Annotated in this window: 20 protein-coding genes; 13 read left to right on the forward strand and 7 right to left on the reverse strand. The window is 41.7% G+C overall.

The window, feature by feature from the left end:
• The 9 genes from HMPREF9707_RS09175 to HMPREF9707_RS01715 all read left to right on the forward strand — a co-directional run.
• Positions 1-236 (forward strand): hypothetical protein (locus tag HMPREF9707_RS09175; RefSeq protein WP_232217651.1); only part of this gene is annotated, 236 nt, incomplete at its 5' end.
• 181 nt (positions 237-417) lie between these two features.
• A complete protein-coding gene (locus tag HMPREF9707_RS01680) occupies positions 418-1,548 on the forward strand; it encodes an ATP-grasp domain-containing protein (RefSeq protein WP_006700981.1) in 1,131 nt (376 codons plus the stop codon).
• A gap of 128 nt (positions 1,549-1,676) precedes the next feature.
• Positions 1,677-3,980 carry a DNA helicase PcrA gene (gene pcrA, locus HMPREF9707_RS01685; protein ID WP_006700982.1) on the forward strand — a complete coding sequence of 768 codons (2,304 nt, stop codon included), beginning with the start codon at positions 1,677-1,679 and terminating at the stop codon, positions 3,978-3,980.
• Positions 3,981-4,074: 94 nt separating this feature from the next.
• Entirely contained in the window at positions 4,075-6,096 is a 2,022-nt protein-coding gene (gene ligA, locus HMPREF9707_RS01690) for an NAD-dependent DNA ligase LigA (protein WP_006700983.1), read from the forward strand.
• Between the two features lie 15 nt (positions 6,097-6,111).
• Positions 6,112-7,356 carry a CamS family sex pheromone protein gene (locus HMPREF9707_RS01695; protein WP_232217652.1) on the forward strand — a complete coding sequence of 415 codons (1,245 nt, stop codon included), beginning with the start codon at positions 6,112-6,114 and terminating at the stop codon, positions 7,354-7,356.
• A gap of 11 nt (positions 7,357-7,367) precedes the next feature.
• Positions 7,368-7,664, forward strand: coding sequence for an Asp-tRNA(Asn)/Glu-tRNA(Gln) amidotransferase subunit GatC (gene gatC / locus HMPREF9707_RS01700; protein ID WP_006700985.1), 297 nt, complete (start codon positions 7,368-7,370; stop codon positions 7,662-7,664).
• A gap of 3 nt (positions 7,665-7,667) precedes the next feature.
• Entirely contained in the window at positions 7,668-9,125 is a 1,458-nt protein-coding gene (gene gatA / locus HMPREF9707_RS01705; RefSeq protein ID WP_006700986.1) for an Asp-tRNA(Asn)/Glu-tRNA(Gln) amidotransferase subunit GatA, read from the forward strand.
• A 12-nt stretch (positions 9,126-9,137) separates the two neighbouring features.
• Positions 9,138-10,565: an Asp-tRNA(Asn)/Glu-tRNA(Gln) amidotransferase subunit GatB gene (gene gatB / locus HMPREF9707_RS01710; protein ID WP_006700987.1), complete on the forward strand. Its 1,428-nt coding sequence runs from the start codon at positions 9,138-9,140 to the stop codon at positions 10,563-10,565.
• A 209-nt stretch (positions 10,566-10,774) separates the two neighbouring features.
• Positions 10,775-12,151, forward strand: coding sequence for a L,D-transpeptidase family protein (locus tag HMPREF9707_RS01715; protein ID WP_006700988.1), 1,377 nt, complete (start codon positions 10,775-10,777; stop codon positions 12,149-12,151).
• Positions 12,152-12,538: 387 nt separating this feature from the next.
• On the opposite strand, the gene uvrC is transcribed toward HMPREF9707_RS01715, so the two are convergent.
• Together uvrC and HMPREF9707_RS01725 are read right to left on the reverse strand one after the other, a co-directional pair.
• The gene (gene uvrC, locus HMPREF9707_RS01720) at positions 12,539-14,350 is read right to left on the reverse strand and encodes an excinuclease ABC subunit UvrC (protein ID WP_006700989.1); all 1,812 of its coding nucleotides are present in this window, start codon (positions 14,348-14,350) and stop codon (positions 12,539-12,541) included.
• Complete coding sequence (locus HMPREF9707_RS01725; RefSeq protein WP_006700990.1) at positions 14,350-14,670, reverse strand: hypothetical protein; 321 nt, start codon at positions 14,668-14,670, stop codon at positions 14,350-14,352. The genes uvrC and HMPREF9707_RS01725 overlap by 1 nt, the downstream gene beginning before the upstream one ends.
• Positions 14,671-14,821: 151 nt before the next feature.
• On the opposite strand from HMPREF9707_RS01725, the gene HMPREF9707_RS01730 reads away from it, so the two are divergent.
• The 3 genes from HMPREF9707_RS01730 to HMPREF9707_RS01740 all read left to right on the forward strand — a co-directional run bounded on the left by HMPREF9707_RS01730 (position 14,822) and on the right by HMPREF9707_RS01740 (position 17,911).
• Positions 14,822-16,522, forward strand: coding sequence for a M3 family oligoendopeptidase (locus HMPREF9707_RS01730; protein ID WP_006700991.1), 1,701 nt, complete (start codon positions 14,822-14,824; stop codon positions 16,520-16,522).
• A 9-nt stretch (positions 16,523-16,531) separates the two neighbouring features.
• The gene (locus tag HMPREF9707_RS01735; protein WP_006700992.1) at positions 16,532-17,551 is read left to right on the forward strand and encodes a Gfo/Idh/MocA family protein; all 1,020 of its coding nucleotides are present in this window, start codon (positions 16,532-16,534) and stop codon (positions 17,549-17,551) included.
• A 102-nt stretch (positions 17,552-17,653) separates the two neighbouring features.
• Positions 17,654-17,911: a GlsB/YeaQ/YmgE family stress response membrane protein gene (locus HMPREF9707_RS01740; protein ID WP_006700993.1), complete on the forward strand. Its 258-nt coding sequence runs from the start codon at positions 17,654-17,656 to the stop codon at positions 17,909-17,911.
• A gap of 388 nt (positions 17,912-18,299) precedes the next feature.
• On the opposite strand, the gene HMPREF9707_RS01745 is transcribed toward HMPREF9707_RS01740, so the two are convergent.
• Entirely contained in the window at positions 18,300-19,229 is a 930-nt protein-coding gene (locus HMPREF9707_RS01745; protein WP_006700994.1) for a nuclease-related domain-containing protein, read from the reverse strand.
• A 152-nt stretch (positions 19,230-19,381) separates the two neighbouring features.
• Between HMPREF9707_RS01745 and map the strand changes: the two genes are divergently transcribed.
• On the forward strand, positions 19,382-20,134 hold the full coding sequence (map, locus tag HMPREF9707_RS01750) for a type I methionyl aminopeptidase (RefSeq protein WP_006700995.1): 753 nt from the start codon (positions 19,382-19,384) through the stop codon (positions 20,132-20,134).
• A 65-nt stretch (positions 20,135-20,199) separates the two neighbouring features.
• On the opposite strand, the gene galU is transcribed toward map, so the two are convergent.
• The 4 genes from galU to HMPREF9707_RS01770 all read right to left on the reverse strand — a co-directional run bounded on the left by galU (position 20,200) and on the right by HMPREF9707_RS01770 (position 22,974).
• Complete coding sequence (galU, locus tag HMPREF9707_RS01755; RefSeq protein ID WP_006700996.1) at positions 20,200-21,078, reverse strand: UTP--glucose-1-phosphate uridylyltransferase GalU; 879 nt, start codon at positions 21,076-21,078, stop codon at positions 20,200-20,202.
• Between the two features lie 3 nt (positions 21,079-21,081).
• Complete coding sequence (locus tag HMPREF9707_RS01760) at positions 21,082-22,212, reverse strand: glycosyltransferase family 4 protein (protein ID WP_006700997.1); 1,131 nt, start codon at positions 22,210-22,212, stop codon at positions 21,082-21,084.
• Between the two features lie 8 nt (positions 22,213-22,220).
• Positions 22,221-22,427: a hypothetical protein gene (locus HMPREF9707_RS01765; RefSeq protein WP_006700998.1), complete on the reverse strand. Its 207-nt coding sequence runs from the start codon at positions 22,425-22,427 to the stop codon at positions 22,221-22,223.
• Between the two features lie 88 nt (positions 22,428-22,515).
• Complete coding sequence (locus HMPREF9707_RS01770; protein ID WP_006700999.1) at positions 22,516-22,974, reverse strand: flavodoxin; 459 nt, start codon at positions 22,972-22,974, stop codon at positions 22,516-22,518.
• Positions 22,975-23,133: the final 159 nt, after the last annotated feature.

The raw sequence follows: 23,133 nt of genomic DNA on the forward strand, positions 1-23,133 counted from the left end.
GTTCGCTAAACCAAAGTAAGAGTTTGATTGGTCTGGCACGGGGTTCGCCAAACCAAAGTAAGTGCTTGATTGGTCTGGCACGGTGTTCGCCAAACCAAAGTAAGTGTTTGATTAGTCTGGCTTTAGGGTTACCAAACCAAATTAAGTGTTCGATTAGTCTGGCACGGTATTTGCCAAACCAAAGTCTGGGTTTTATTAGTCTAACCCCGCTCTCGCCAAGCCAAACCTGCTGTTGATTAATATCTCTTCTTTCTCCCCACCCCAATCCCGCTTACTCAGCCCCTCCACACCGGCACTTTGTCTAATCAAGCGTGATGCACCCACAATATTCAAGCGGCATTGGTAGAACTCTCTAGCGTAAATGAGGACAAAATGGTAAGATATCAGATATACGATATGAATGAAAGGAGCGATAGGATGGCTCAGCGACATCTACCTGGCTCAACGATTGGTATTATCGGCTCTAGTCTGTCGGCGGCCGTCTTAGCGCAAACAGCAGGGCGGCTCGGTTACCGAGTGGCGAGTCTCGTTACTGAGGAGCAGAACCCAGTGCGGCAGCATGCCTTGTGGCAGACTGTGGTTGAAGATTATGAAGATGAGGCGTTAAAATACTTTGGCGCGCGTGTTGATTTGGCAATTCCTGAAAAGGGAATCCTATCTAACCAAGCACTACGCGTGTTGAATCAGCACACTGATTTGCCGATGTCTGACGACTTGATGGCGATTACAACAGATCGTCTGATTGAAAAAGTTTACCTAGATACCCATCATGTCTTAGTGGCGCCGTTCTCGATGGTCACCAATATGACCGACTTGAAAGAGGCGGTCGAATATATCGGCTATCCTTGCGTCTTAAAAGCTACGCAGCGTCATATTGCGAAAGCAGACGACCACGTAATTCTGTATAGCGAGAATGATTTCAATTTAGCAGAAGCTAAATTGGCTCAAACAACTTGTTTACTTGAAGCTTGGATTCCGGCTGAAAAACAAGTGTCGCTCATTGTCATACGCAATGAGCGTGGTGAAATTTTGATCTATCCACCATTTGATATTCGTCATGAAGGGATGCCAGTTGCCCGTCAAGTAGCCTACCCAGCGCAATTGATGCGTCCGGTGGAAGAAGAAATGCGACGTATCGCTTATCATCTTGCCAACCAGCTGAATTTACGTGGATCGCTCACTTTGAAATTCTTAGTGACGTCTGCGGGGGTTATGTACGTTAACCAAGCTAGTATTGGAATGAATGAAGAATCGATGTTCACGATTGGGACGATGAGTGTGTCGCATTATGAAGCGACCTTGCGGGCGATGTTTGACATGGCGCTACCCAGCTTGACGCTCAATCATCCGGCTGGTATCGCGTTACCACTTACCGCAATCGATACGGATAAGTTGATGATTCAGTACTTAACACGAACGGATTGGGGATTTGCGATTTTCCCATCAAATTCATTACATCAGCCGATTCAAGGATACGTCAATGTGACGGGAGACTCGCTTGAATCGTGTCGCCGTCAAATTGAAGCAACAGAATTATTATTAAACTAATTAAATGAACAGATGGAGAGTAAAGCGAATCACTTCACGAAGTGAAAATTTTATTCTCCATTTCGTTGTCAAGAGGAATGTTACGGCGTGACAATTCACGTCAGCCAGTATTAGTAAAGGAGAATAAGATGTCACGATTAATGGACAGCATCAATCGATTAAATGATCTACAACGACAAGCTGTGATGACGACCGAAGGGCCGCTACTCATTGCGGCAGGTGCTGGGAGCGGTAAGACGCGTGTCTTAACGCACCGAATTGCGTATTTAATCGCTTATCAAGATGTGAACCCTTGGAATATTTTAGCAATTACGTTTACCAATAAGGCCGCGAGCGAAATGGGCACACGGGTGGAGCAACTCGTTGGAGAAGGTGCCGAATCCATCTGGGTTGCGACCTTCCATGCGATGTGTGCGCGAATTTTACGGCGAGAATATCACCATATTGGTTATGACCGTAACTTTACAATTATTGATGCTGGGGAGCAGCAGACCGTGATGAAGCAGGTTCTAAAAGATCTCAATCTAGATTCCAAACGCTATCACCCCAAAGAAATGCTCAGCCTGATTGATCAAGCAAAAAACAAAGGGCAAACACCGGAACAATACGCCGAGGAGGCAGTCGGTTATTTAGCGGATATTTATTCACAAGTCTACCGGGGCTATCAGAAGCGCTTGAAGCAGAGTAATGCGATGGATTTTAACGATTTAATTATGCTGACCAACCAACTTTTTGCGGAACAACCTGAGGTGTTGGCTTTCTATCAACGGAAGTTCCAATATATCCATGTCGACGAGTACCAAGATACGAACGAGAGTCAGTACCAATTGATTCGTTATTTAGCCGGAGGTATCTTGCAAAATATTTGTGTGGTCGGGGATGCGGACCAAAGTATTTACGGTTGGCGTGGTGCTAATATGGAAAATATTCTAAACTTTGAACGTGACTTCAAAGACGCACAAGTCATCCTGCTTGAACAAAATTATCGTTCGACCCAGCCGATTCTCAAAGCAGCCAACTCGGTTATCCAAAACAACCCACATCGTCAACCGAAGCAACTGTGGAGTGAGCGTGAATCTGACGAAAAAATCCGCTACTACCAAGCGGAGACGGATGTCGAGGAATCTCGCTATGTGATTCAACAAATTATGGAAGCCAAAGAGGATCAAGGGTTGGAATACCGTGACTTTGCGATTCTATATCGGACTCAAGCGCAGTCGCGTGCGCTCGAAGAAGCATTGATGCGAGTGAACCTGCCTTATAAAGTTGTCGGCGGGACCAAGTTCTACGCCCGTAAAGAAATTCAAGATACGTTAGCGTATTTACGCCTCATTGATAATCCAGCTGATAATTTAAGTTTCTTAAGGATTGTTAATGTCCCTAAACGAGGTATTGGCGCGACCACAGTTGAGCGACTGACAGAATTTGCAGCGTCAATTGACATGAGCTTATTCGAATCGATTTCGCGTTTGAGCTATTCGAACTTATCGAAAGCGACCCAGGAGAAATTAGTCGACTTTGCGAATATGGTAGAGCAGTGGCACCGTCAGGCGGAGTTTTTAACGCTAAGTGAGCTGATTGAGGCGGTCTGGCAAGCGGCTGGCTACCAAGAAAGTCTTAAGCTAGAAGGTACCATTGAAGCGGAAGCCAGATTGGATAACTTAAATGAATTTCTATCGGTCGCTCATGAATACGATGAACTCGAGAATGCCGATTTTTTAGAACGCGACCCTGATTATTTGGCGCAATCGGAACGAGAAGGAGAAGCCAATGCGACTTCAACCGAAGCAACGCCGAAGCAACGTCTGCGATTCTTTTTAACGGATTTATCCTTAATGACCGATGCAGCTGAAAATGAGACGGAAAACCAAGTCACTTTGATGACACTCCATGCTGCCAAAGGATTGGAGTTCCCTTATGTCTTTATGGTAGGGATGGAAGAGGGGTTGTTTCCAATCCGTCGTGCGTTGGAAGACCCAAGTGAGGTTGAAGAAGAACGTCGTCTCGCTTATGTTGGGATGACTCGAGCAGAAGATCGGTTATTTTTAACTTCGACACGCCGTCGTCTGTTGTATGGTAATTATCAATATAATGAACCAAGTCGCTTTATCGATGAGATTGACAGCCAATATCTACAACACGTTGGCAGTAGCTTCCAATCAACAGTATTAGGGCAAAACACTTCAAGACGCAGATCGATTGGTCCACGCCGGAAAACACCGACTCGCGCAGAAATTCGTCAACGTGTCCAACAAAATCAAAGTCAAACTTGGACTGTCGGTGACAAAGTCAGTCATAAAGCATGGGGGCAAGGTACGATTGTGGCAATTAAAGATGAGGGCAGTGACCAACAACTGAGTATTGCCTTTGAATCTCAAGGTATCAAACAACTACTAGGTTCGTTAGCACCGATTGAGCCCCTTGATGAATAGTATCATCAGATAATAGTTAAGTATTCACGCTAAAAGTGTTATAATTGCTTAGAAACAATTTGTTGGTAGAACTTGAATAAAGGAGGAGCATCGGATGGTCGAAACACATACGAATGATGTTAAGCAGCGCATGCATCAGCTGACCGATCTATTAAATCATTATGCGTATCAATATTACGTCTTAGACCAATCTGAAATTACAGATTACGAATACGATCAGCTGTATCACGAGTTACTCAAGTTAGAAGCAGCGCATCCTTCTTGGATTCGATCCGATTCCCCAACGCAACGCGTGGGAGACCAATTGTTAGAAGGCTTTTCTAAAGTAAGTCATGCCGAGCCAATGTATAGTTTAAGTAACGCATTTAATCGAGCAGATTTAGCCGCTTTTATCGAGCGTTGCGAAGCTTTAGCTGGCCGGTCATTGACCTATATGTGTGAGTGTAAAATTGACGGTTTAGCGGTAGCTTTAACCTATCAAGATGGGAAGTTTATTCGTGGAGCAACCCGTGGTGATGGGACAGTTGGCGAAGATATCACGTCGAATTTGAAGACCATCAAATCGTTACCTTTGCGACTCAATGAATCCGTCAGTGGGGAGTTTCGTGGCGAAGCTTATATGCCTAAGGCGGTCTTTCAACAATTAAATGAAACCCGAGAACAACAAGGGCAAGCTCCTTTTGCGAATCCGCGCAATGCTGCAGCAGGAGGACTTAGACAAGTAGATCCTCGAGCTGCTAGTGAGCGTCAGTTAAATATTTTTATGTATGGTGTCGCGCAGGCGGGGAGCGATACTCCAACATCGCAAGCTCAATTATTTGATTGGCTGAAGACAATTGGGTTGCGCTCAAATCCAGAGCGTCAATTATGCCAAACACTTGATGAGATATGGCACTATATTGAACATATTGATGAGTTGCGTCACTCCTTACCTTACGAGATTGATGGTGTCGTCATTAAAGTCAATGACGTCGCAGTCCAGAGCGAACTTGGCTATACCGTCAAATCCCCTCGCTGGGCGATTGCTTATAAATTCAAGGCCGAAGTAGCTGAGACAACAGTGCGGGAGGTCGAATGGACGGTCGGCCGGACGGGGGTTGTTACGCCGACCGCGGTGATGGATCCCGTTCCTCTAGCTGGCACAACGGTCAGCCGGGCCTCGCTCCATAATGTTGACCTAATCCAAGCGCTCGACTTACGTTTAGAAGATATCGTCACCATCCATAAGGCGGGAGATATTATTCCAGAAGTATTGTCTGTTGATACAGCGCGCCGTTCAGCGGAGAGTGAACCTCTGGCAATTCCAACGGAGTGTCCAGAGTGTGGCGAACCGTTAACGCGTCACGCAGACGAAGTAGCTTTACGCTGTGACAATTCACTTTGCCCGGCACAACGTCTGGCCAACTTAAGTCATTTTACCTCACGTGGTGCGATGAATATTGTCGGAGTCGGCGAGAAAGTGATTGAAAAATTGATTGATGCGGATTTAGTTGAGACGGTCGCTGATTTTTATCATTTAACCAAAGAACAATTGTTAACCTTACCGAATGTTCGTGAGAAAAGTGCAATGAATTACCTAAAGGCGATTGAAGCTTCGAAAGAAAATTCGTTAGAGCGTCTACTATTTGGGTTTGGCATACGCCATGTCGGTGCAAAAGCAGCTCGGATGATTGCTGAGCAATTTGAAGATATGGATGCCTTAAAGGAAGTAACGGCCACTCAATTAGAGACCATTGAAGGGATTGGGCAGATTATTAGCGAGTCCATCGTTCATTTTATGCAAATGCCTGAAAGCCAGCAATTAATTGAGGAGCTAAAAGACGCGGGTGTTAATATGCAATACTTAGGTCCACAACGCTCGGAGCAAGATTTAAGCGAGTCACCATGGGCTGGCAAGACGATTGTATTAACCGGGACCTTAAGCCAAATGACGCGTCAAGAAGCGAAAGAATGGCTGACGCTGCAAGGAGCTAAAGTGACTGGTAGTGTCTCTAAAAATACGGACTACTTGATTACCGGAGCAGATCCCGGCAGCAAATATACTAAGGCACAATCGCTGAATATTCCAATTATTGATGAAAGTCAATTTATTCAAATGAAGCAAGAAAGTGAGTAAACTATGAAGCAAACAATGAAACCATTTCTCTTGAGTGCAGTCATCCTTTTACTAGCCGGCTGCTTAGGAGATATTTCCAACGAAGTGGATGAAGGTCGTACCGAATATCAACCGAATCAGGTCGATGTTCAGACAACCACAAATCAATTAGCGAATAACTATTATCGCGCAGCCATTGTGGATGGTAAGTATCAACCTTCAAGCTCTGCGAGTACTTATTACGCAGTAAATTCTGCGCGCAATATTCGAGCCCTTGAAGACGGACTTCTTCGAATGAGTCAAAGTATTTTTCCAACGGATCAATACTTTATGCGAGAAGGGCAAGTCATTGGTCGAGAAACCTTAACAAGCTGGGTTGGGCGTGAATCTGAGACTAATCCAGAAGGATTAAACCCTGCTTTACCAGAAATTGAGTCGATTGCTGAAGAAACGAGTGAACTCAATATGGAAGAAGCGACATTAGAAGATGGTTCACCGGCAAATGAATTAAACGAAGCAGCCAACTTAGAGACGACAACAACTGAAGTAGACTCTCAAGTAACGGACGTAGCGCCAACGCCAGTTTATTTATCACAAATAATGGAAAAGAATTTATTGGTAGAGACGGAAGAAGGTTATAGCCTGAGCGGCATTGTTATCGGACTGGCAATGAACAGTGTCTATGAATATCAAGATTCGGAAGGGGTTATTCATACTCAAGAAATCTCCGTTGGTGAGATGCGTGAGCGTGGACGTCAATTGGCCAATATTATTGTCGGTCGTTTGCGTAATAGTCAAGACTTGCGTTCAGTTCCGATTGCGGTTGGTATCTTCCGGAATGCGCCAAATGAAGAAATCGTCGGAGGTACATTCTTACTGGATGGTATCTCACGCGAAGGCAACTCGGTGACAGACTGGACAGAAATTAATGAATATCGAATCGCTTTACCGATTTTAAATCCGCAAGATGGAGATGAACAATTCAGTTACTTTGATAATTTCCGTCAACAAATTGTTAATTTCTTCCCGAATTTAAACGGTATTGTTGGCGAAGCGCTCTATATTAATGATGGTCTTGCTGCGCTACACATTGAAATTGTGACGCAGTTCTACCAAAAATCAGAAATTATTGCACTCGAGCAACATATTACTGATGTTGCCCAATCAACCCTACCTGGTGGTATTGAAATAGAAATAAAAATTACCTCGGATGTCGGCGTTGAAGGGTATGTCGGTCGACCTGCTGGGGCAACTCAGTTCGAAAGTCATGTATTTAATTAGGAGGAATTGCGATGGTACAAGAACAAGAAGTATTGAAGGTAGCCGAGTTATCGAAGTTGGCTTTTGATGCGAACGAAGTCGCTGGATTTATCGAAGATTTCAAAGAAATTCTCGATATGTTGGACTCGCTAGAAGAAGTGGATACGAGCAACGTTAAACCAACGTATCACGGCAATCATCTGATGAATGTATACCGTGAAGATAAAGCGATCAAGAATGAGCACTACCAACAATTATTAAATAATGCGCCGATGGTACAAGATGGCTACATTAAAGTGCCGGCCATTCTAGAGAGTCAGGAGGCATAAGCGATGACACAATTTCCTAAGACAATCGAAGCAATTCAAGCAGCGTTTAAAACAGGTGAATTGTCCAGTGTGGAGTTAGTCAACCATTACTTTGACCGCATTGAACAAGTAGATGACACGATTAACGCATTTATTACGGTCGCTAAAGAGCAGGCTTTAGCGCAAGCTCAAGCAGCTGATGAGCGTGGCTACAGTGAAGATAGTCCTGTCTTAAATGGGGTACCTATTGGTATTAAAGACAATATCCTCACAGAAGGTATCGAGACGACCGCAGCGAGCCGCATGCTTGAAGGCTTTATCCCAACATACGATGCAACGGTCGTTAAAAAATTAAAAGATGCTGGGGCAGTTATTATCGGTAAGTTGAACCTAGATGAATTTGCCATGGGGGGATCGAATGAAACGTCTTATTATGGGCCGGTTCATAATCCATGGGACACGAAACGTATACCAGGAGGCTCATCTGGAGGTTCAGCCGCAGCCGTTGCTGCCGGTATGGTTCCTGCGAGCTTAGGAACTGATACAGGTGGTAGTATTCGCCAACCAGCCGCATTAAATGGTCTCGTTGGGGTTAAGCCAACTTACGGTGCAGTATCGCGGTATGGAGCGATTGCCTTTGGTTCAAGTTTCGACCAAGTGGGGCCATTAGCTTTAACGGTGAAAGACGCAGCACTAGTAACAAGTGTGATTGCAGGCCATGACGAACATGATATGACATCTTTTGAACAAAATGATACAGATTATAGCACCAAGATTGGCCAATCGATTCAAGGGATGAAGATTGCGGTACCGAAAGAATTTCGTTCCGATGCGATTAACGAGGAAATTCGTAAACAAGTGGATGCAGCAATTGACTTCTACCGATCAGAAGGAGCGATTATTGAGGAAGTTTCAATGCCGAGCTTAGCCCATGGCGTGAACGTGTACTATATCTTAGCATCCGCGGAAGCAAGTTCGAACTTGCAACGTTATGATGGTGTTCGTTACGGTTACCGTTCACCAGATGCTCATACGAACGAAGAAGTTTATGTGCGCTCGCGTTCGGAAGGTTTTGGTAAAGAAGTGAAGCGCCGTATTATGATTGGAACATATAGTTTGGGTGTAAATAACTATGAACGTTTCTTTGAGAAGGCAGCGCGTATCCGAACATTAATTATTGAAGATTTCAAACGTGTCTTTGAATCTTATGATGTAGTGATAGGTCCTGTGACGACGAATACCGCTTATGAGTTAGGCAGCCAATTTGAAGATCCGATTGAGATGTATATGGCAGATTTACTGACCGTTCCTGCTAACTTAGCGGGTCTGCCTGCAATGTCGATTCCTGTAGGTTTAGATCACTTGAATTTACCAATTGGAATGCAATTAATTGGCAAGCCACAAGATGAAGCAACTTTATTCCAGTTAGCTTATCATTTTGAACAAGCCCATGACTTTGCCGGTCAGCAAGCACCTTTGTAGGAGGTAAGAGGAATGAATTTTGAAACGATTATCGGACTGGAAGTCCATGTTGAATTAAAGACAGAAGCCAAAATTTTTAGTACTTCACCTGCACACTTTGGAGCAGAGCCCAATAGTAATGCCAATGAGAAAGATTGGGCTTATCCAGGCGTCCTCCCTGTATTAAATAAAGGCGCTTTGGAATACGGAATGCGAGCGGCACTTGCGTTGCATTGTGAGATAGCTCGTGAAACGAGCTTTGACCGGAAGAATTACTTCTATCCGGACAACCCTTCTGCTTACCAAATTACGCAAAACTTTGAACCGATCGGCCAACACGGTTATTTGGATATTGAAGTTGAAGGTGAGACGAAGCGAATTCGTATTAACCGAATTCATTTAGAAGAAGACGCCGGTAAAAATACTCATGCGGACGATGGTTATTCCTATGTCGATTTAAACCGTCAAGGAACACCATTGGTTGAGATTGTAACCGAGGCTGATTTGCGTAGTCCTGATGAAGCGTATGCTTTCTTAGAAGCTTTGCGTGAAACCTTGCTCTTTACGGGTGTCTCAGATGTTCGGATGGAAGAAGGATCCTTGCGTTGTGATGCCAATATCTCACTGCGTCCTTATGGAGCAGAGAAATTTGGAACGAAAGCCGAATTGAAAAACTTAAATAGTTTTAACTTTGTCCGTAAAGGATTAATTTATGAACAACAACGTCAAGCCAACTTAATTCGTAGTGGTGGCCAAGTAGCGCAAGAGACACGCCGTTATGACGAATCGAATAATACTACCATTGCGATGCGTACGAAAGAAGGGGCAGCAGATTATCGCTACTTCCCAGAAGCGGATGTTCCACCGATTAAAATCTCACAAGAATGGATCGACCGAGTTCAGTCTGAAATTCCGGAAATGCCAGGAGAACGTCGTCGACGTTATGTTACAGAATACGGTCTTCCAGAATATGACGCACATGTCTTAACCTTAACGAAAGTAATGTCGGACTTCTTTGAGGAAACGATTCAAGCCGGAGCAGATCCTAAGCAAGCTTCGAACTGGTTAATGGGAGAAGTCTCAGCATACTTAAATAAAGCGCAAGTTGAGTTAGGAGATACTCAGTTAACACCACAAAACTTAGCGCAAATGATAGGTTTAATTGAAGATGGTACCATCTCAAGCAAGATTGCAAAACAACTCTTCCAAGAACTAGTGACCAACGGTGGAGATGCCAATGAAGTCGTTGAAGCGAAAGGGATGGCTCAAATAAGTGACCCTGCGAAGTTAGAGCCGATTGTCGATGCGGTCTTAGCGGATAATCAAGAGTCCATCGATGATTTCCATGCAGGTAAAGGACGTGCGATGGGCTACCTCGTTGGGCAAATTATGAAGCAAACCCAAGGGAAGGCCAACCCACAAACTGTTAACCAACTCTTAAGTCAGAAACTTAAAAAATAATTTTTTAGACTCCAATCGCTTTCAAAGTTCGATTGGAGTTTTTAGTTGAAATTATGCAGAATAGTTTAAATTTTAACTAAATTTATGTTAGTATGAATAAGTAAAATTTAAAATGTTAAAAAAGAATTATGAAAATTTTATGAATTTTTACAAAATAAGTTAAATCTTTGGTATGCTAGGTAAGAGATTATGAAGAAAGAAGGGGTTGTGTGCGAAAAACTTTGGGAACGATTGTCGCATCGTTCATCATCGTCTTAGTAATTTATATGGCCGGGATTGGTTTTTATGCGGACCGTTTCGTTCCAATGACACAATTCTATCATATTGATATCAGCAATTTGACGATGGCTCAAGCTGAACAAAAAATTGAAAAAGAATTAGGGCAACGTCAATTTACTTTGACTGAAGCAGAAAAAACATTAGGTCAACTCGATTTGTCATCGATGGCGCCAACATTTAAAGTTGATAAAGAATTAAAAGAATTATTCTATCAACAAAATCCGAATGTATGGCTTTCAAAGCTTTTAGAACCTGATCAAGCTGGAACGGAGCTTGAAGAGGTTGAACTCGATCAAGAAGCGCTCGTTGAACAATTGAAGAAGATAGGTATTGATAATACAAAGCGTGAACCAGTTCAAGAAGCTCAAATCAAATATGACAAGAAATCAGGCTATTATTCGGTTCCGGGGAAACGTGGGACAAAAGTCGATCCGCTGTTAATGAAAGAAGCGATTGCCCAAGCCATTATTGAAAATAAAGATTCAATCTCGTTAGAGTCAACGTATGAACGTCCCCTTAACGAAGGTAATTCCGAGGTGATTGACGAAGTGCTCGATACAATCGATCGGATTGCTTCTGTTTCGATTACGTATGAGTTAGCTGGAGAAGAAATTACGATTCCGAAACAAGAAATTGAGAGCTGGCTATATTTTGGCGAAGGTAATGATTTAATTGTTGATGAAGAAGCCGTTCGAGCTTATTTAGTAGAACTTGATGATAAATATGCTACTTTTAATAAATATCGTGAATTTGAGTCTACTTGGCGCGGCGTGGTGACGGTTGAACCGGGCATTCTTGGCTGGGGCATCGATATTGAGACTGAAACGCGCAATCTTGTTAATGATGTGCAAAGTGGTCATGATGTAACTCGTACACCGGCTTTGGTTAGCGTCGGTAATTATGCAGGCCAAGCTGATGAAATTGGTCCAACTTATATTGAAATTGACTTAGCGAATCAATATATGTTCTTATATGTGGACCACCAACTGGTCGTAGAAACGCCAATTGTATCAGGACAACCTGGTGCTGAAACGGTCCCAGGAGCGGGTGCGGTCATCGAAATGTTGACGGACACGAAGTTACGTGGAACCAATCCTTTCTTAAATGTTGATTATGCAACACCGGTTAAATATTGGATTCGCTTCGATGATAAAGACCAAGGAATCCACGATGCAAGCTGGCAGGGCGCATACGGTGGAGATGTCTGGACTTATGCCGGATCACTTGGCTGTATCAATACGCCACTCGATGCAGTCATCACTATTTACAACTATGTAACTTACGGTACACCTGTAATTGTCTTTTAATATATAATAGGTTGGACGATGTTCCAACCTGTTTTTTTTGAAAGATGGGGAGATTATTTTGAAATAGGATTGATTTACGAGAATCGGTATTGTAATCTCCAAACATTCGGATAAGATTGGTAGAACCGTGTTTCCATTCTTTAAACTTTTAGATAAGATTGGTACAACCGTGGTCCCATTCTCCAAACTTTCTGATAAGATTGGTAGAACTGTGGTCCCATTCTCCAAACTTTCAGATAAGATTTGTACAACAATGGTCTTAATCTCCAAATTCTTGTTCCACAAGGCCACTCCACAGTCAAAATTACCACATAACGACTTGGCATCAAGCTGTTCACCATCGCAACAAAAAATCGCTCAAAGACTTCATGTCTTTGAGCGTATTTTTTATGAAGTAAGTTGCTCACGGAGTGTTTCTTGAACGCGCTCGGCGGTTTTTCGAGGCACACCAATCAATTTGAATTCATCGAGGTCTGCATCGCGCATAGCAGGTAAATCTTTAAAGTGTTTTAACAATTTATTGCGAGTCTTCGGACCGACACCAGGGACTTGATCTAAGATAGAGCCGAATTGTGACTTAGACCGGACCGAACGGTGATAAGTAATCGCGTAGCGGTGAACTTCCTCTTGAATTCGCTGCAACAATAGGAATGCTTGACTGTCATGTGGTAAGTCAATGATTTCCTCGCTGTAGCCATCTAACAAGTTTGCTGTTCGGTGTCGGTCATCTTTGACCATTCCTGCAACTGGGATGGATAGGCCGAGCTCATTTTCTAAGACATCTCGCGCAGCTCGAACTTGAATGAGTCCTCCATCCATTAAAATCAAATCCGGCAGCGGTTGATCTTCTTTAATGAGTCGCGTATAACGGCGGCGGATAATCTCTTGGGTCGAAGCGTACTCGTTAGCGCCTTCGACCGTTTTAATTCTAAATTTCCGGTATTGGCTCTTATCAGGTTGACCGTTGAAGTAGCTGACCATCCCAGAAACCGCATGAATTCCTTGAATATTAGAATGGTCAAACGACTCGATCCGTTCCGCGGAAACAATATTTAAGGCTTCGGCGAGTTGAGTCGTCGCGATCGTCGTCCGCTGTTCATTTTGAGCAAATAAACGGAAACGCTCATCCAAAGCAATTCGACTATTCTTCTCGCAAAGTTCTAACATCGCCCGTTTCTTACCACGAAGCGGGGTAGTCACAGGAATTTCAAAGTAATCTTCGAGCAGGGCATGGTCAACTTGACTCGGTACTAGGATGGATTTCGGTAAAAGTTGCTCTTGCTCAGTATAGAAGCGAGCGATAAAGGTTGTGACTTCTTGTTCAGGGTCTCCAACACACGGGAAAATCGCTGCTTTACGCTTTATTATGGAACCTTGACGCAACATAAAGACTTGGATCGACAGCCACCCTAAATCATAAGTATAGCCAAAGACATCCATATTGTCATAACCTTGGCTCATAATCACTTGGCGCTCGACGGTTTTCTCAATATATTGAATTTGGTCGCGGTAATCTGCTGCTTGTTCAAATTCCAAATTTTCAGCAGCTCGCTCCATTTTATGAACGAGTTCACTTTTTATCTCGTTAACATCGCCATTAAAGAATCGTTTAATTTTTTGGATTTGGGTTTGGTATTCCTCAGGGCTGACTTCGTGGTCACATGGACCAATACATTGTCCGAGGTGATAATAGAAGCAGGCTCGTTTTTCGGTCTTGCTGCAGCGTCTGAGCGGGTAGGCACGGTTCAATAAATCCATCGTACTTGTTGCAGCATATACATTTGGGAAAGGACCAAAGTAAGTGGCGCCGTCCTTTTCCACTTGATTAACGATGATTAATTGTGGATCACGTTCACTCGTAATTTTTAAGTACGGGTACATTGTCGAATCTTTGAGTCGAATATTGTAAATCGGCTTATATTCTTGAATCAGATTAATTTCCAGAATCAACGCTTCCTTGTCACTGTTAGTGACAATCGTTTCGAAATTATGGATATCGGCCACTAATTTTGTAGTTTTCGTATCGTGCGCTCCACGAAAATACGACCGAACTCGATTACGTAAGTTTTTAGCTTTTCCTACATAAATAATTTGGTCGTGTTGATCTTTCATCATATAAATTCCCGGGAGGTCGGGTAGAAGTTGTAATTTTTGTTCAATCCGTTGACGAACTTCAGGATTGGTGCTATAACCTGCCATTATTCATCCTCCTTTCGATGAGGGTAGCGTAAATGGGGTGGATGGTCCACTGCTGAGCGATTTGCTTGAATTTGGTTTGAAGTGTATCGTTCAATAACAAATTGTTGGCGGTTGTTGTAATGTCCATAGATTTGGATTAAATCACCGACAGCCACATCCATTAAGAAAGTGAGTGCTTGACGAGCAATAATGCAACGCACGATTTCCTCAGCTTCTGTGGATATTTCGACGTACACGAGCGTTGGATCCATTGGTTTAATAATCTTGTAACGGGTGACGACCCCTGATAGTTGTTGTTTATTCGATTTAGAATGTGGCATCATCATCCCTCCTTATACATTTATCTGCATTATTAATTATACCATAGGTTGTCAATTTGCTTTGATTTTCTGATTACGAGAACATTCTCTCATGTATCCTCTTTCATGGATGTGTTATAATAAACTAAACAATAAAAATGGAGGTTATGAGATGAAATTTAAAGATTTTGAATATCAACGTCCGAACTTAGAACAACTTAAAGAGCAATATGGAAGCTTAATCCAATCGCTTCGTGAAGCGGATAGTGCATCAGCAGGATTGGATGTGATTAAGCAAATTCAATCACTCCAACGTGATATTGATACACAGTACACGCTAGTTTCAATTCGTCATTCGATTGATACGCGCGATGAATTTTATGAGAAAGAAAATGAATTTTGGGATGAAAATTTACCTTATATTAGTGAATATAATACTGAATATTATAAGGCAATCCTAGATTCACCTTACCTTGAAGACTTCAAAAAAGAACTTCCTGAAACGTTCTTTAAAATGATGGAAAATGATTTGAAAGTTTTCAGTCCGGAAATTATTCCATTACTTCAACAAGAGAATAAATTATCTTCTGAATATTCTAAGCTTTTAGCTTCAGCAGAAATTGAATTCCAAGGCGAAACATATAACTTAACGGGATTAAGTAAATTCTTTGAATCGCCAGACCGTGCAGTTCGTCAAGAAGTGAACCAATTATCGTGGAATTTCTTCCAAGAAAACTTGGAACAGCTCGACCGAATCTATGATGAATTAGTGAAATTACGTCACAAAATGGCAGTTCAATTAGGCTTTAAAGACTATGTTGAGATGGGTTACGCACGAATGAATCGTTTAGACTATACCCGTGAAGATGTAGAAGTATACCGCAAAGAAGTCTTAAAACATGTTGTTCCACTAGTCGAATATATTTACGAACGTCAAAGCAAACGTCTCGGTATCGACTCAATGAAAAACTACGACTTAGGCTTAAGTTTCTTATCAGGAAACCCAACACCGAAAGGGGATTCGGAAGAAATTATTGCGAATGCAAAACGTATGTATAGCGAAATGTCACCTGAAACGAAAGAATATTTTGATTTCATGCTCGAGCATGATGTGATGGATTTAGAAACAAAACCTGGTAAACAAGGTGGCGCATACTGTACCTATATTCCGAATTACAAAGCCCCATTCTTATTTGCTAACTTTAATGGCACATCGAATGATGTGGACGTCCTAACACATGAAGCAGGGCATGGTTTCCAAGTGTTTGAATCTCGTTGGATTGAAACACCTGAAGTAGTATGGCCAACATTTGAAACGTGTGAGATTCATTCAATGAGTATGGAATTTATGGCATGGCCATGGTTAGAGTTGTTCTTTAAAGAACAAACAACGAAGCAAAAATATGCTCACTTAGCGGGAACGGCTATTTTCCTACCATATGGTGTGCTAGTCGACCACTTCCAACATGAAGTTTACGAGCATCCTGAGATGACTCCAGAAGAGCGTCGTCTAAAATGGCGTGAACTTGAAAAACTATACAATCCATGGAAAGATTATGATGGAAACGAAGTTCTAGAAGGCGGTGCGTTCTGGATGCGTCAACACCATATTTACAACTCACCATTCTACTATATTGACTATACTTTAGCGCAAGTTTGTGCATTACAATTCTGGCAACGTGGTCAAATTATTCAAGATGATACGTTCTGGGAAGACTACTTAGCCATTTGTAAAGTAGGGGGAACGAAGTCCTTTACCCAAGTTGTTGAGTTAGCTAACTTGAAAGTACCTTTCCAAGAAGGTAGCTTAGAATCTGTCAGCCATGCGATTCGTGACTACTTAGAGCAAATTCCTGAGTCTGAACTTGAATAGAGGCCAACCATGATAAGAGTTGGAACAATCGGAACGTCTTGGATTACGGAACGCTTTATTGAAGCATGTCAACTGACCAATCAATACGAACTTCGAGCTGTCTATTCGCGCAACGCTTATCGTGCTAAAGACATTGCAACAGTTTATAAAGCAACATACTACTCGGATGAGTTGAATAATTTACTCTTTGATCCGGAAATCGATTTAATCTATGTTGCTAGTCCAAACTCGCTGCATTATGAACATGCGATGCGTGCGATTAAAGCAGGCAAGCATGTAATTATCGAAAAACCGATGTTTACTTCAACCAAAGAATGGCACCAAGCCCATGCAGAAGCAGAACGCCTCGGAGTGAAAATTTTCGAAGCCGCTTTGCATATTCATAACCGTAATTACCAACGGATGAAGCAATGGGTACAAAAGAAATTGATGGATGCGGAACAACCGTTCTTGGGAGCAAACTTTAATATCGGTCAATATTCGAGCCGATATTTTGCTTATAATCATGCCTTAGAACAGCACCGTGAGCTCCCGAATGTCTTTACCTTGGAGTATGCTGGGGGTAGCTTGATGGATCTCGGTGTCTATCCAATCTATGTTGCAATGGACCTCTTTGGGTCGCCAGACTCATTGCGCTATAACGCACAAAAAGGGCCTAATGGCGTTGATTTATTCGGCCATATTTTACTTACTTATTCTGATTTTCAAGTGAATATTTTTGTGTCGAAAGCAGCCCATTCGACGTTGTCAAGCGAAATTTATATCGACGATGAGACCGTGGTTATTCATGATATTTCTCGCATATCTCAAGTCGACTTGGTGAATAAAGAGGGGCAAGTTGCCAATGTGATTAAATATCAGCCAGAGAATGTCATGTATGATGAAGTGTTAAATTTTTCAGAAATCATTCGAAATCCGGACGATTTGCACCATCAACTTCAATATGAAGGTTGGAAGCAATTGAGTCTCCAAGTGGCACAAACAATGGAGTTATTACGAAAGTCTGCCAATATCGTGTTTGATGTTTAACAATTAAAAAATATGTCCGATGTGTATCTTTTGCATAAAGTATAACTAATTGATATAATTATAGTTGTAACATATCTTTATTTTGTAAAGGAGTGTATTTATATGTTAAGTACAATTTGGTATCTAATCGTCGGAGGACTTATTGGGTGGATCGCAGGCTTAATTCTTGGCCGTGATATTCCTGGTGGCGTAATTGGAAACATTGTTGCAGGCTTAATTGGTTCATCTGTAGGTGGATATTTATTTAAAGATTTCGGCCCACAATTAGCTGGAATTGCGATTATACCTGCAATTTTAGGTGCGATTATTCTCGTATTGATCGTGTCATGGATTTTCAAATCCTCAAATAGACGTGCATAATTTATCTTAAATTGTTCAAAATCAAACCCTTCAAGGATCTAGAAGTCCTTGAAGGGTTTTCTTATGTTTTATGAGTCTAAAGCTGGGAATGTATGTTTGGTTCTCGTGACTTCTGTTTAAGAATACTAGAATGAGAGTGGTGTTCTCTATAACTTCGAACAAGTTTAGTAGAATGGGAGTGCTGTTCTCCAAAACTTTGAACAAGTTTAGTAGAATAGTAGTGTTGTTCTACAAAACTTCAGACAAATTTAGTAGAATACAGGTGCTGTTCTCCAAATTTCCACTCATGATTAGTAGAATTTGTGTACTGTTCTGCAAATCCTAGTTCAAGATTACGAGAATGATCGATTGCTTGTCGCATTCCGTCATCTAGCCCGCCACATCCCATCTATTTGTTTTTCAGTCTATGGTACAGACGCAACATATCTTCGAGGTATTCGCTTTCTGATACTTTGGCGTAATGTCCGTGATCAACTCTTATTAAAAGCTCTGACATCTGTTTTGATATCCAGTATTTATCGAGCTGTTTGTCGCACAGATTATAAACTTCTATTGGGCTGATAGTCTCTCGATCATATAATGAGCAACATTCTGCAATAATATACTTCAGTGCTTCATGCTTCGTAATCTTGGCTGAACATTCTTGGCACTGGAAACTTTTGTATAGCTTGGTCATCTGAAAACTACCACATTGATGACAATAAATGCCACGCCATAAATCTTTGACATTGAACGGATTAATCTTAAAGTGATTGTGCCAATCGTCAATTTGATATTTTCTTAAAACCTGATAAATCGAATGAGGGTCATAGTTGGCATGATTACAGTGATACTGCAGGCTTTGGAAATGCCTGCGTAGTTCATACCGCAATAAGATGGAAAGTTCTGAAGAGTTGTCCGATTTAAATGTTCCATAAGGATGGATCAGCACTAAGTGAGGAATAACTGGAATTCTTATGTTTTCTTTAATCAAAATATTTTTAAAAGAATCACATGCCCGGTCGATTTGTTGCAGGGGATTATAATTTATATGGCGATCATTATAATAAATTTTCCCATCAATGAGCGAACAATCTGCATCATAATTTTTCACTTCATACAAATGAATCTGGTCAGGCATGATTAAGACCCCATCAACTTGAACAAAACCAGGTGTTTCAAAAATAAAGTCTTTTATAAAAAGTCCTTGATTAGGGATAAACTGTTTAACAATCTGCAGAAAATCTTGCTCGCCTTCATACCCCATCACAAAATTATCAAGCCGATTCGTCTCATCACCACGAAAATATCTTACCAAAAGTGTTTTAAGTTCTTTCATAATTTTACCTCCTTACTAATAGATACACACAAAAATTATTTTTTTAAAAATTCCATATAAAAAATAATTCAACGCTTCCAATTCACTTTCAATTTGTTTATCCAACTAAAAGAGGGTATCATGGTAATTGAGAAAATAAGGTAGGTGTAACTATGTTAACTTTAAAATCAAATCGTGAAATTGAACAAATGACAGAATCAGGGCGTATTTTAGCGTCGATTCATGAACAACTGCGTGAACGTATAAAGCCGGGTGTAAGAACAAGAGACATCGATAAATTTGTTCAACAGCAAATTGAATCCCATGGGGCGGTTGCTGCTCAAATCGGCTATCAAGGCTATGAATATGCAACTTGTATTAGTGTCAATGATGAGATATGTCATGGTTTTCCATCAAATTATCGTCTGAAAGAAGGGGATGTTGTGAAGGTCGATTTCTGTGTCGACTTAAATGGAGCCATATCTGATAGTTGCTGGTGCTATGCAGTTGGAGAAGTGTCTCCTGAACATCAAGAATTGATGGAAGTGACCAAAGAGTGCCTCTATCGCGGTATTGAACAAGCTGTAGTAGGCAATCGTATTGGTGATATTGGGCATGCGATTCAAGAGTACGCAGAATCGAAAGGATTCGGTGTAGTCCGTGACTTTATCGGGCATGGCATCGGGCCAACGATTCATGAAGAACCGCAAGTTCCGCACTATGGACTGGCTGGAAAAGGGCTTAGACTAAAAGAAGGTATGACGATTACGATTGAGCCGATGATTACTACTGGAACATGGAAGATGAAGATGGATTCGAATGGATGGACGGCTCGAACCCGTGATGGAGGTTATTGTGCACAGTACGAGCATTCGATTGCGATTACTGCTGACGGACCAATCATTATGACGGAACAAGCTGACTAACTTGTCAAGTAAAAAACATACAAAAACAGCTGTGGTAAGACAATTCTTAACCACAGCCTGTTTAATTATGCGTTTATTTTTTCAACGGTTTGTTGAATATATTCTTTAAGTTCATGAGAAATTTCTGGATGTGCCAGACCTTTCTCAACACTCATTTCTAAGAAACCAAACTTACTTCCAATATCGTAACGTTTGCCACGATATTGATGCGCAAAGACGCGTTGGGTTTGATTCAAAATATCAATCGCATCGGTAAGTTGAATCTCACCGCCAGCTCCGGCAGGCAACGTTTCTAAAATCGGAAAAATTTCAGGAGTTAATAAATAACGTCCAATAATCGCTAAGTTGCTCGGTGCGTCTTCTGGAGTAGGTTTTTCCACAAATTGACGGACATTGTACAACCCTGGAAGAAATTCTTGTTCGGGGTCAATAATGCCAAATTTCTGGGTATCTTCGTGCGGTACCTCCATTACTGCAATACTCGAACTTTGTGTATCTTGATAAATATCGATAAGTTGACGAGTTAATGGTACATCGCTTTCCATAATATCATCGCCGAGTAGGACAACAAAGGGTTCATCTCCAGCAAAGGCTTTTGCAAGTAGTACCGCATGTCCTAAGCCTTTCGGATAAGGTTGGCGGACAAAGAGTAAGCTGACTTTTAAATGATCTTGAACAATGGGGAGGAGTTCCTCTTGACCATGCTCCATTAAGTAGTGCTCTAACTCCATATTGGTGTCGAAGTGGTCTTCGATGGTCCGTTTACTTTTTCCAGTAATAATCAAGATTTCTTCAATGCCCGATGCTGCTGCTTCTTCGACAATATACTGAATCGCTGGCTTATCGACAATCGGAAGCATTTCTTTCGGCATGGCTTTTGTAGCGGGGAGGAAACGCGTTCCCAGCCCTGCAGCTGGAATAACAGCTTTTTTAACTTTTTTCATAAACTAATTCACCTCTTGCTTCACTTGTTGATATAGCGCTTGGTATTGTTGGGTAATATCGTCCCAATTAAACACCGATATTGCTTCTTGAGCACGTTTGGATAGTGTTGAATAATGGTCCGGATGGCAAATATAATCAACTGCTTGGTTAAAAGCAGCTTGATTTTTAGGTTGTACTGAAACGCCAATCGAATAATTTGGGAAGAAATTATCGAATCCTTCACCTTGCGTATAGATTACCGGGAGGCCTTGACTCATCGCTTCAGCATACACCAAACCAAAGGTTTCTGGATAACTTAACATCGCATAAATATCCATCGATCGATAGATTTCAGCCATTTCAGTTTGGTTTTTAGGACCTAAATAGGTCACGCATGAGTAACGTTGAAGTTTTTCTAATTCCTTATTATCCCATGGTGGCCCGATGACAAAGAGTTGAGCCGGTCTCACCGTCTGAGAGTAGGTCTTAACTAATTCAGCTAACTCGCAAAGTCGTTTAGTACGGATAATTTTACTTGTAACTACCAGCTTAATTGGATCATGCCAACTCGAGTGAGGTTCTTCGGGTTGATTTTCATGCCAAAAGGTGTCAATTCCATTTGCAATGACGAGCGACTTGTCCCAAAGTTGTTGCTTCAAATGGTCCGGAATGTAACGCTCGAAAACTTCTTTTTGCGTGTTCTTTGAGATAAAAATAATTCGAGCGGCATGTTGCATTATCTTAATTCCGGTCGATCGCATCCACGGCATCCGTTGGAAAAAGGTTCGCAAATCCGCATTGCGGACAGCCACTATATAAGGCACTTGTTCGCGACGATGCAGTTGATAGGCGAGCCATCCGTTTGAAAATAGCGAGTGAGCATGAATTAAATCAAAGGACTGAATATTTGAAAAAGTCTGATTTAAATCACGTAAGATTAGCTGATGTTTCCAAGGGAATACCCAACGTGAAAGCTTCGGGTGATTGCGCCGGACCGTTGCATAATCTCCACGAACGGCGATGCGTTCTTCAGGGTATTCTTTTGCAATCGGAACATAGACATTGACTTCATTACCGAGTTCAAGTTGGCGTTGATATAAATTATGGAATAGGGGAGAGGTCGAATAATATGAATTAATATGTAAAATACGCATAGCAAGACCTATTCTCCAATAAGGTTCGTTAATTTATCGATTTGACCTTCTAACTCTTCAACGCGCAATTCAAGCTGTTCCACCTGACTTTGAAGTTCAGGGAAAGTTTCTTGCGAATCGTGGTTGGCAATTCCGAAAAAGTACATCACTAAATAGATGCAGATAAATAAGACAATAAAAGATAAGGTGATGACTAGCCAGCCACTTTTATCCATACGGCGATCCATTTTTTTCGATGTGTTGCTTAATTTCTTCTGTTTGAGATTGCAGTAAGTTCGGCTCAGACATCTTGCTACCTCCTAACTATGATGCCGTTGACTGATATGTTTCTACCAGTTGACGGGCAAAATGAACGAGACGTTCTGCATCTTCCTCTTCAGGATAAAGATTGACTTTGACACCTTCAGCGCCACGGGAGGCTTGAGTTTGATCGAATCTCGCTTGGAAATCATCCACTTGCCCGCAGAAAGTAGGATAGAAAGTATCGCCTGAACCAAAGACACCATAGATTTTGCCGCTGAGGTTCAATTGAGCCATTTCTTCGTAAAACTCTTCAAACTCATCGGGAACAACGCCGTGGTCTCCGTAGGCATAACTTCCTAACACACAAATATCAAAAGATAAATAATCTTCAGGCATTGCATCGTATGCATGGAAAGTCGTCACTTCTACTCCTTGATTTTCTAATTCTTCAGCAACAATATCACAACAAGCTTCTGTATTCCCTGTTAAACTTGAATAAACTATTAAAGCACGTACCATGATGCTTCACTCCTCTCTATACATTCATCGTTATTATAGCAAAAAAAATTAAAAGCTAACAGTCGCGACGCTTTTTCGACATGAATTAGTAGAAGTCAGCATATTCATCAATAGCTAAATATGGTATAATACATAGGATAATTACATGGATAAGGAAGA

Origin of the sequence: Falseniella ignava CCUG 37419, from assembly GCF_000301055.1 — a bacterium.
GTDB lineage: Bacteria > Bacillota > Bacilli > Lactobacillales > Aerococcaceae > Falseniella > Falseniella ignava.

Bases quoted from the DNA above. Each gene is read 5' to 3' on its own strand.
- HMPREF9707_RS01680 (WP_006700981.1), top strand. From the start codon at position 418: ATGGCTCAGCGACATCTACCTGGCTCAACGATTGGTATTATCGGCTCT.
- pcrA (WP_006700982.1), top strand. From the start codon at position 1,677: ATGTCACGATTAATGGACAGCATCAATCGATTAAATGATCTACAACGA.
- ligA (WP_006700983.1), top strand. From the start codon at position 4,075: ATGGTCGAAACACATACGAATGATGTTAAGCAGCGCATGCATCAGCTG.
- HMPREF9707_RS01695 (WP_232217652.1), top strand. From the start codon at position 6,112: ATGAAACCATTTCTCTTGAGTGCAGTCATCCTTTTACTAGCCGGCTGC.
- gatC (WP_006700985.1), top strand. From the start codon at position 7,368: ATGGTACAAGAACAAGAAGTATTGAAGGTAGCCGAGTTATCGAAGTTG.
- gatA (WP_006700986.1), top strand. From the start codon at position 7,668: ATGACACAATTTCCTAAGACAATCGAAGCAATTCAAGCAGCGTTTAAA.
- gatB (WP_006700987.1), top strand. From the start codon at position 9,138: ATGAATTTTGAAACGATTATCGGACTGGAAGTCCATGTTGAATTAAAG.
- uvrC (WP_006700989.1), bottom strand. From the start codon at position 14,350: ATGGCAGGTTATAGCACCAATCCTGAAGTTCGTCAACGGATTGAACAA.
- HMPREF9707_RS01725 (WP_006700990.1), bottom strand. From the start codon at position 14,670: ATGCCACATTCTAAATCGAATAAACAACAACTATCAGGGGTCGTCACC.
- HMPREF9707_RS01730 (WP_006700991.1), top strand. From the start codon at position 14,822: ATGAAATTTAAAGATTTTGAATATCAACGTCCGAACTTAGAACAACTT.
- HMPREF9707_RS01735 (WP_006700992.1), top strand. From the start codon at position 16,532: ATGATAAGAGTTGGAACAATCGGAACGTCTTGGATTACGGAACGCTTT.
- HMPREF9707_RS01740 (WP_006700993.1), top strand. From the start codon at position 17,654: ATGTTAAGTACAATTTGGTATCTAATCGTCGGAGGACTTATTGGGTGG.
- HMPREF9707_RS01745 (WP_006700994.1), bottom strand. From the start codon at position 19,229: ATGAAAGAACTTAAAACACTTTTGGTAAGATATTTTCGTGGTGATGAG.
- map (WP_006700995.1), top strand. From the start codon at position 19,382: ATGTTAACTTTAAAATCAAATCGTGAAATTGAACAAATGACAGAATCA.
- galU (WP_006700996.1), bottom strand. From the start codon at position 21,078: ATGAAAAAAGTTAAAAAAGCTGTTATTCCAGCTGCAGGGCTGGGAACG.
- HMPREF9707_RS01760 (WP_006700997.1), bottom strand. From the start codon at position 22,212: ATGCGTATTTTACATATTAATTCATATTATTCGACCTCTCCCCTATTC.
- HMPREF9707_RS01765 (WP_006700998.1), bottom strand. From the start codon at position 22,427: ATGGATAAAAGTGGCTGGCTAGTCATCACCTTATCTTTTATTGTCTTA.
- HMPREF9707_RS01770 (WP_006700999.1), bottom strand. From the start codon at position 22,974: ATGGTACGTGCTTTAATAGTTTATTCAAGTTTAACAGGGAATACAGAA.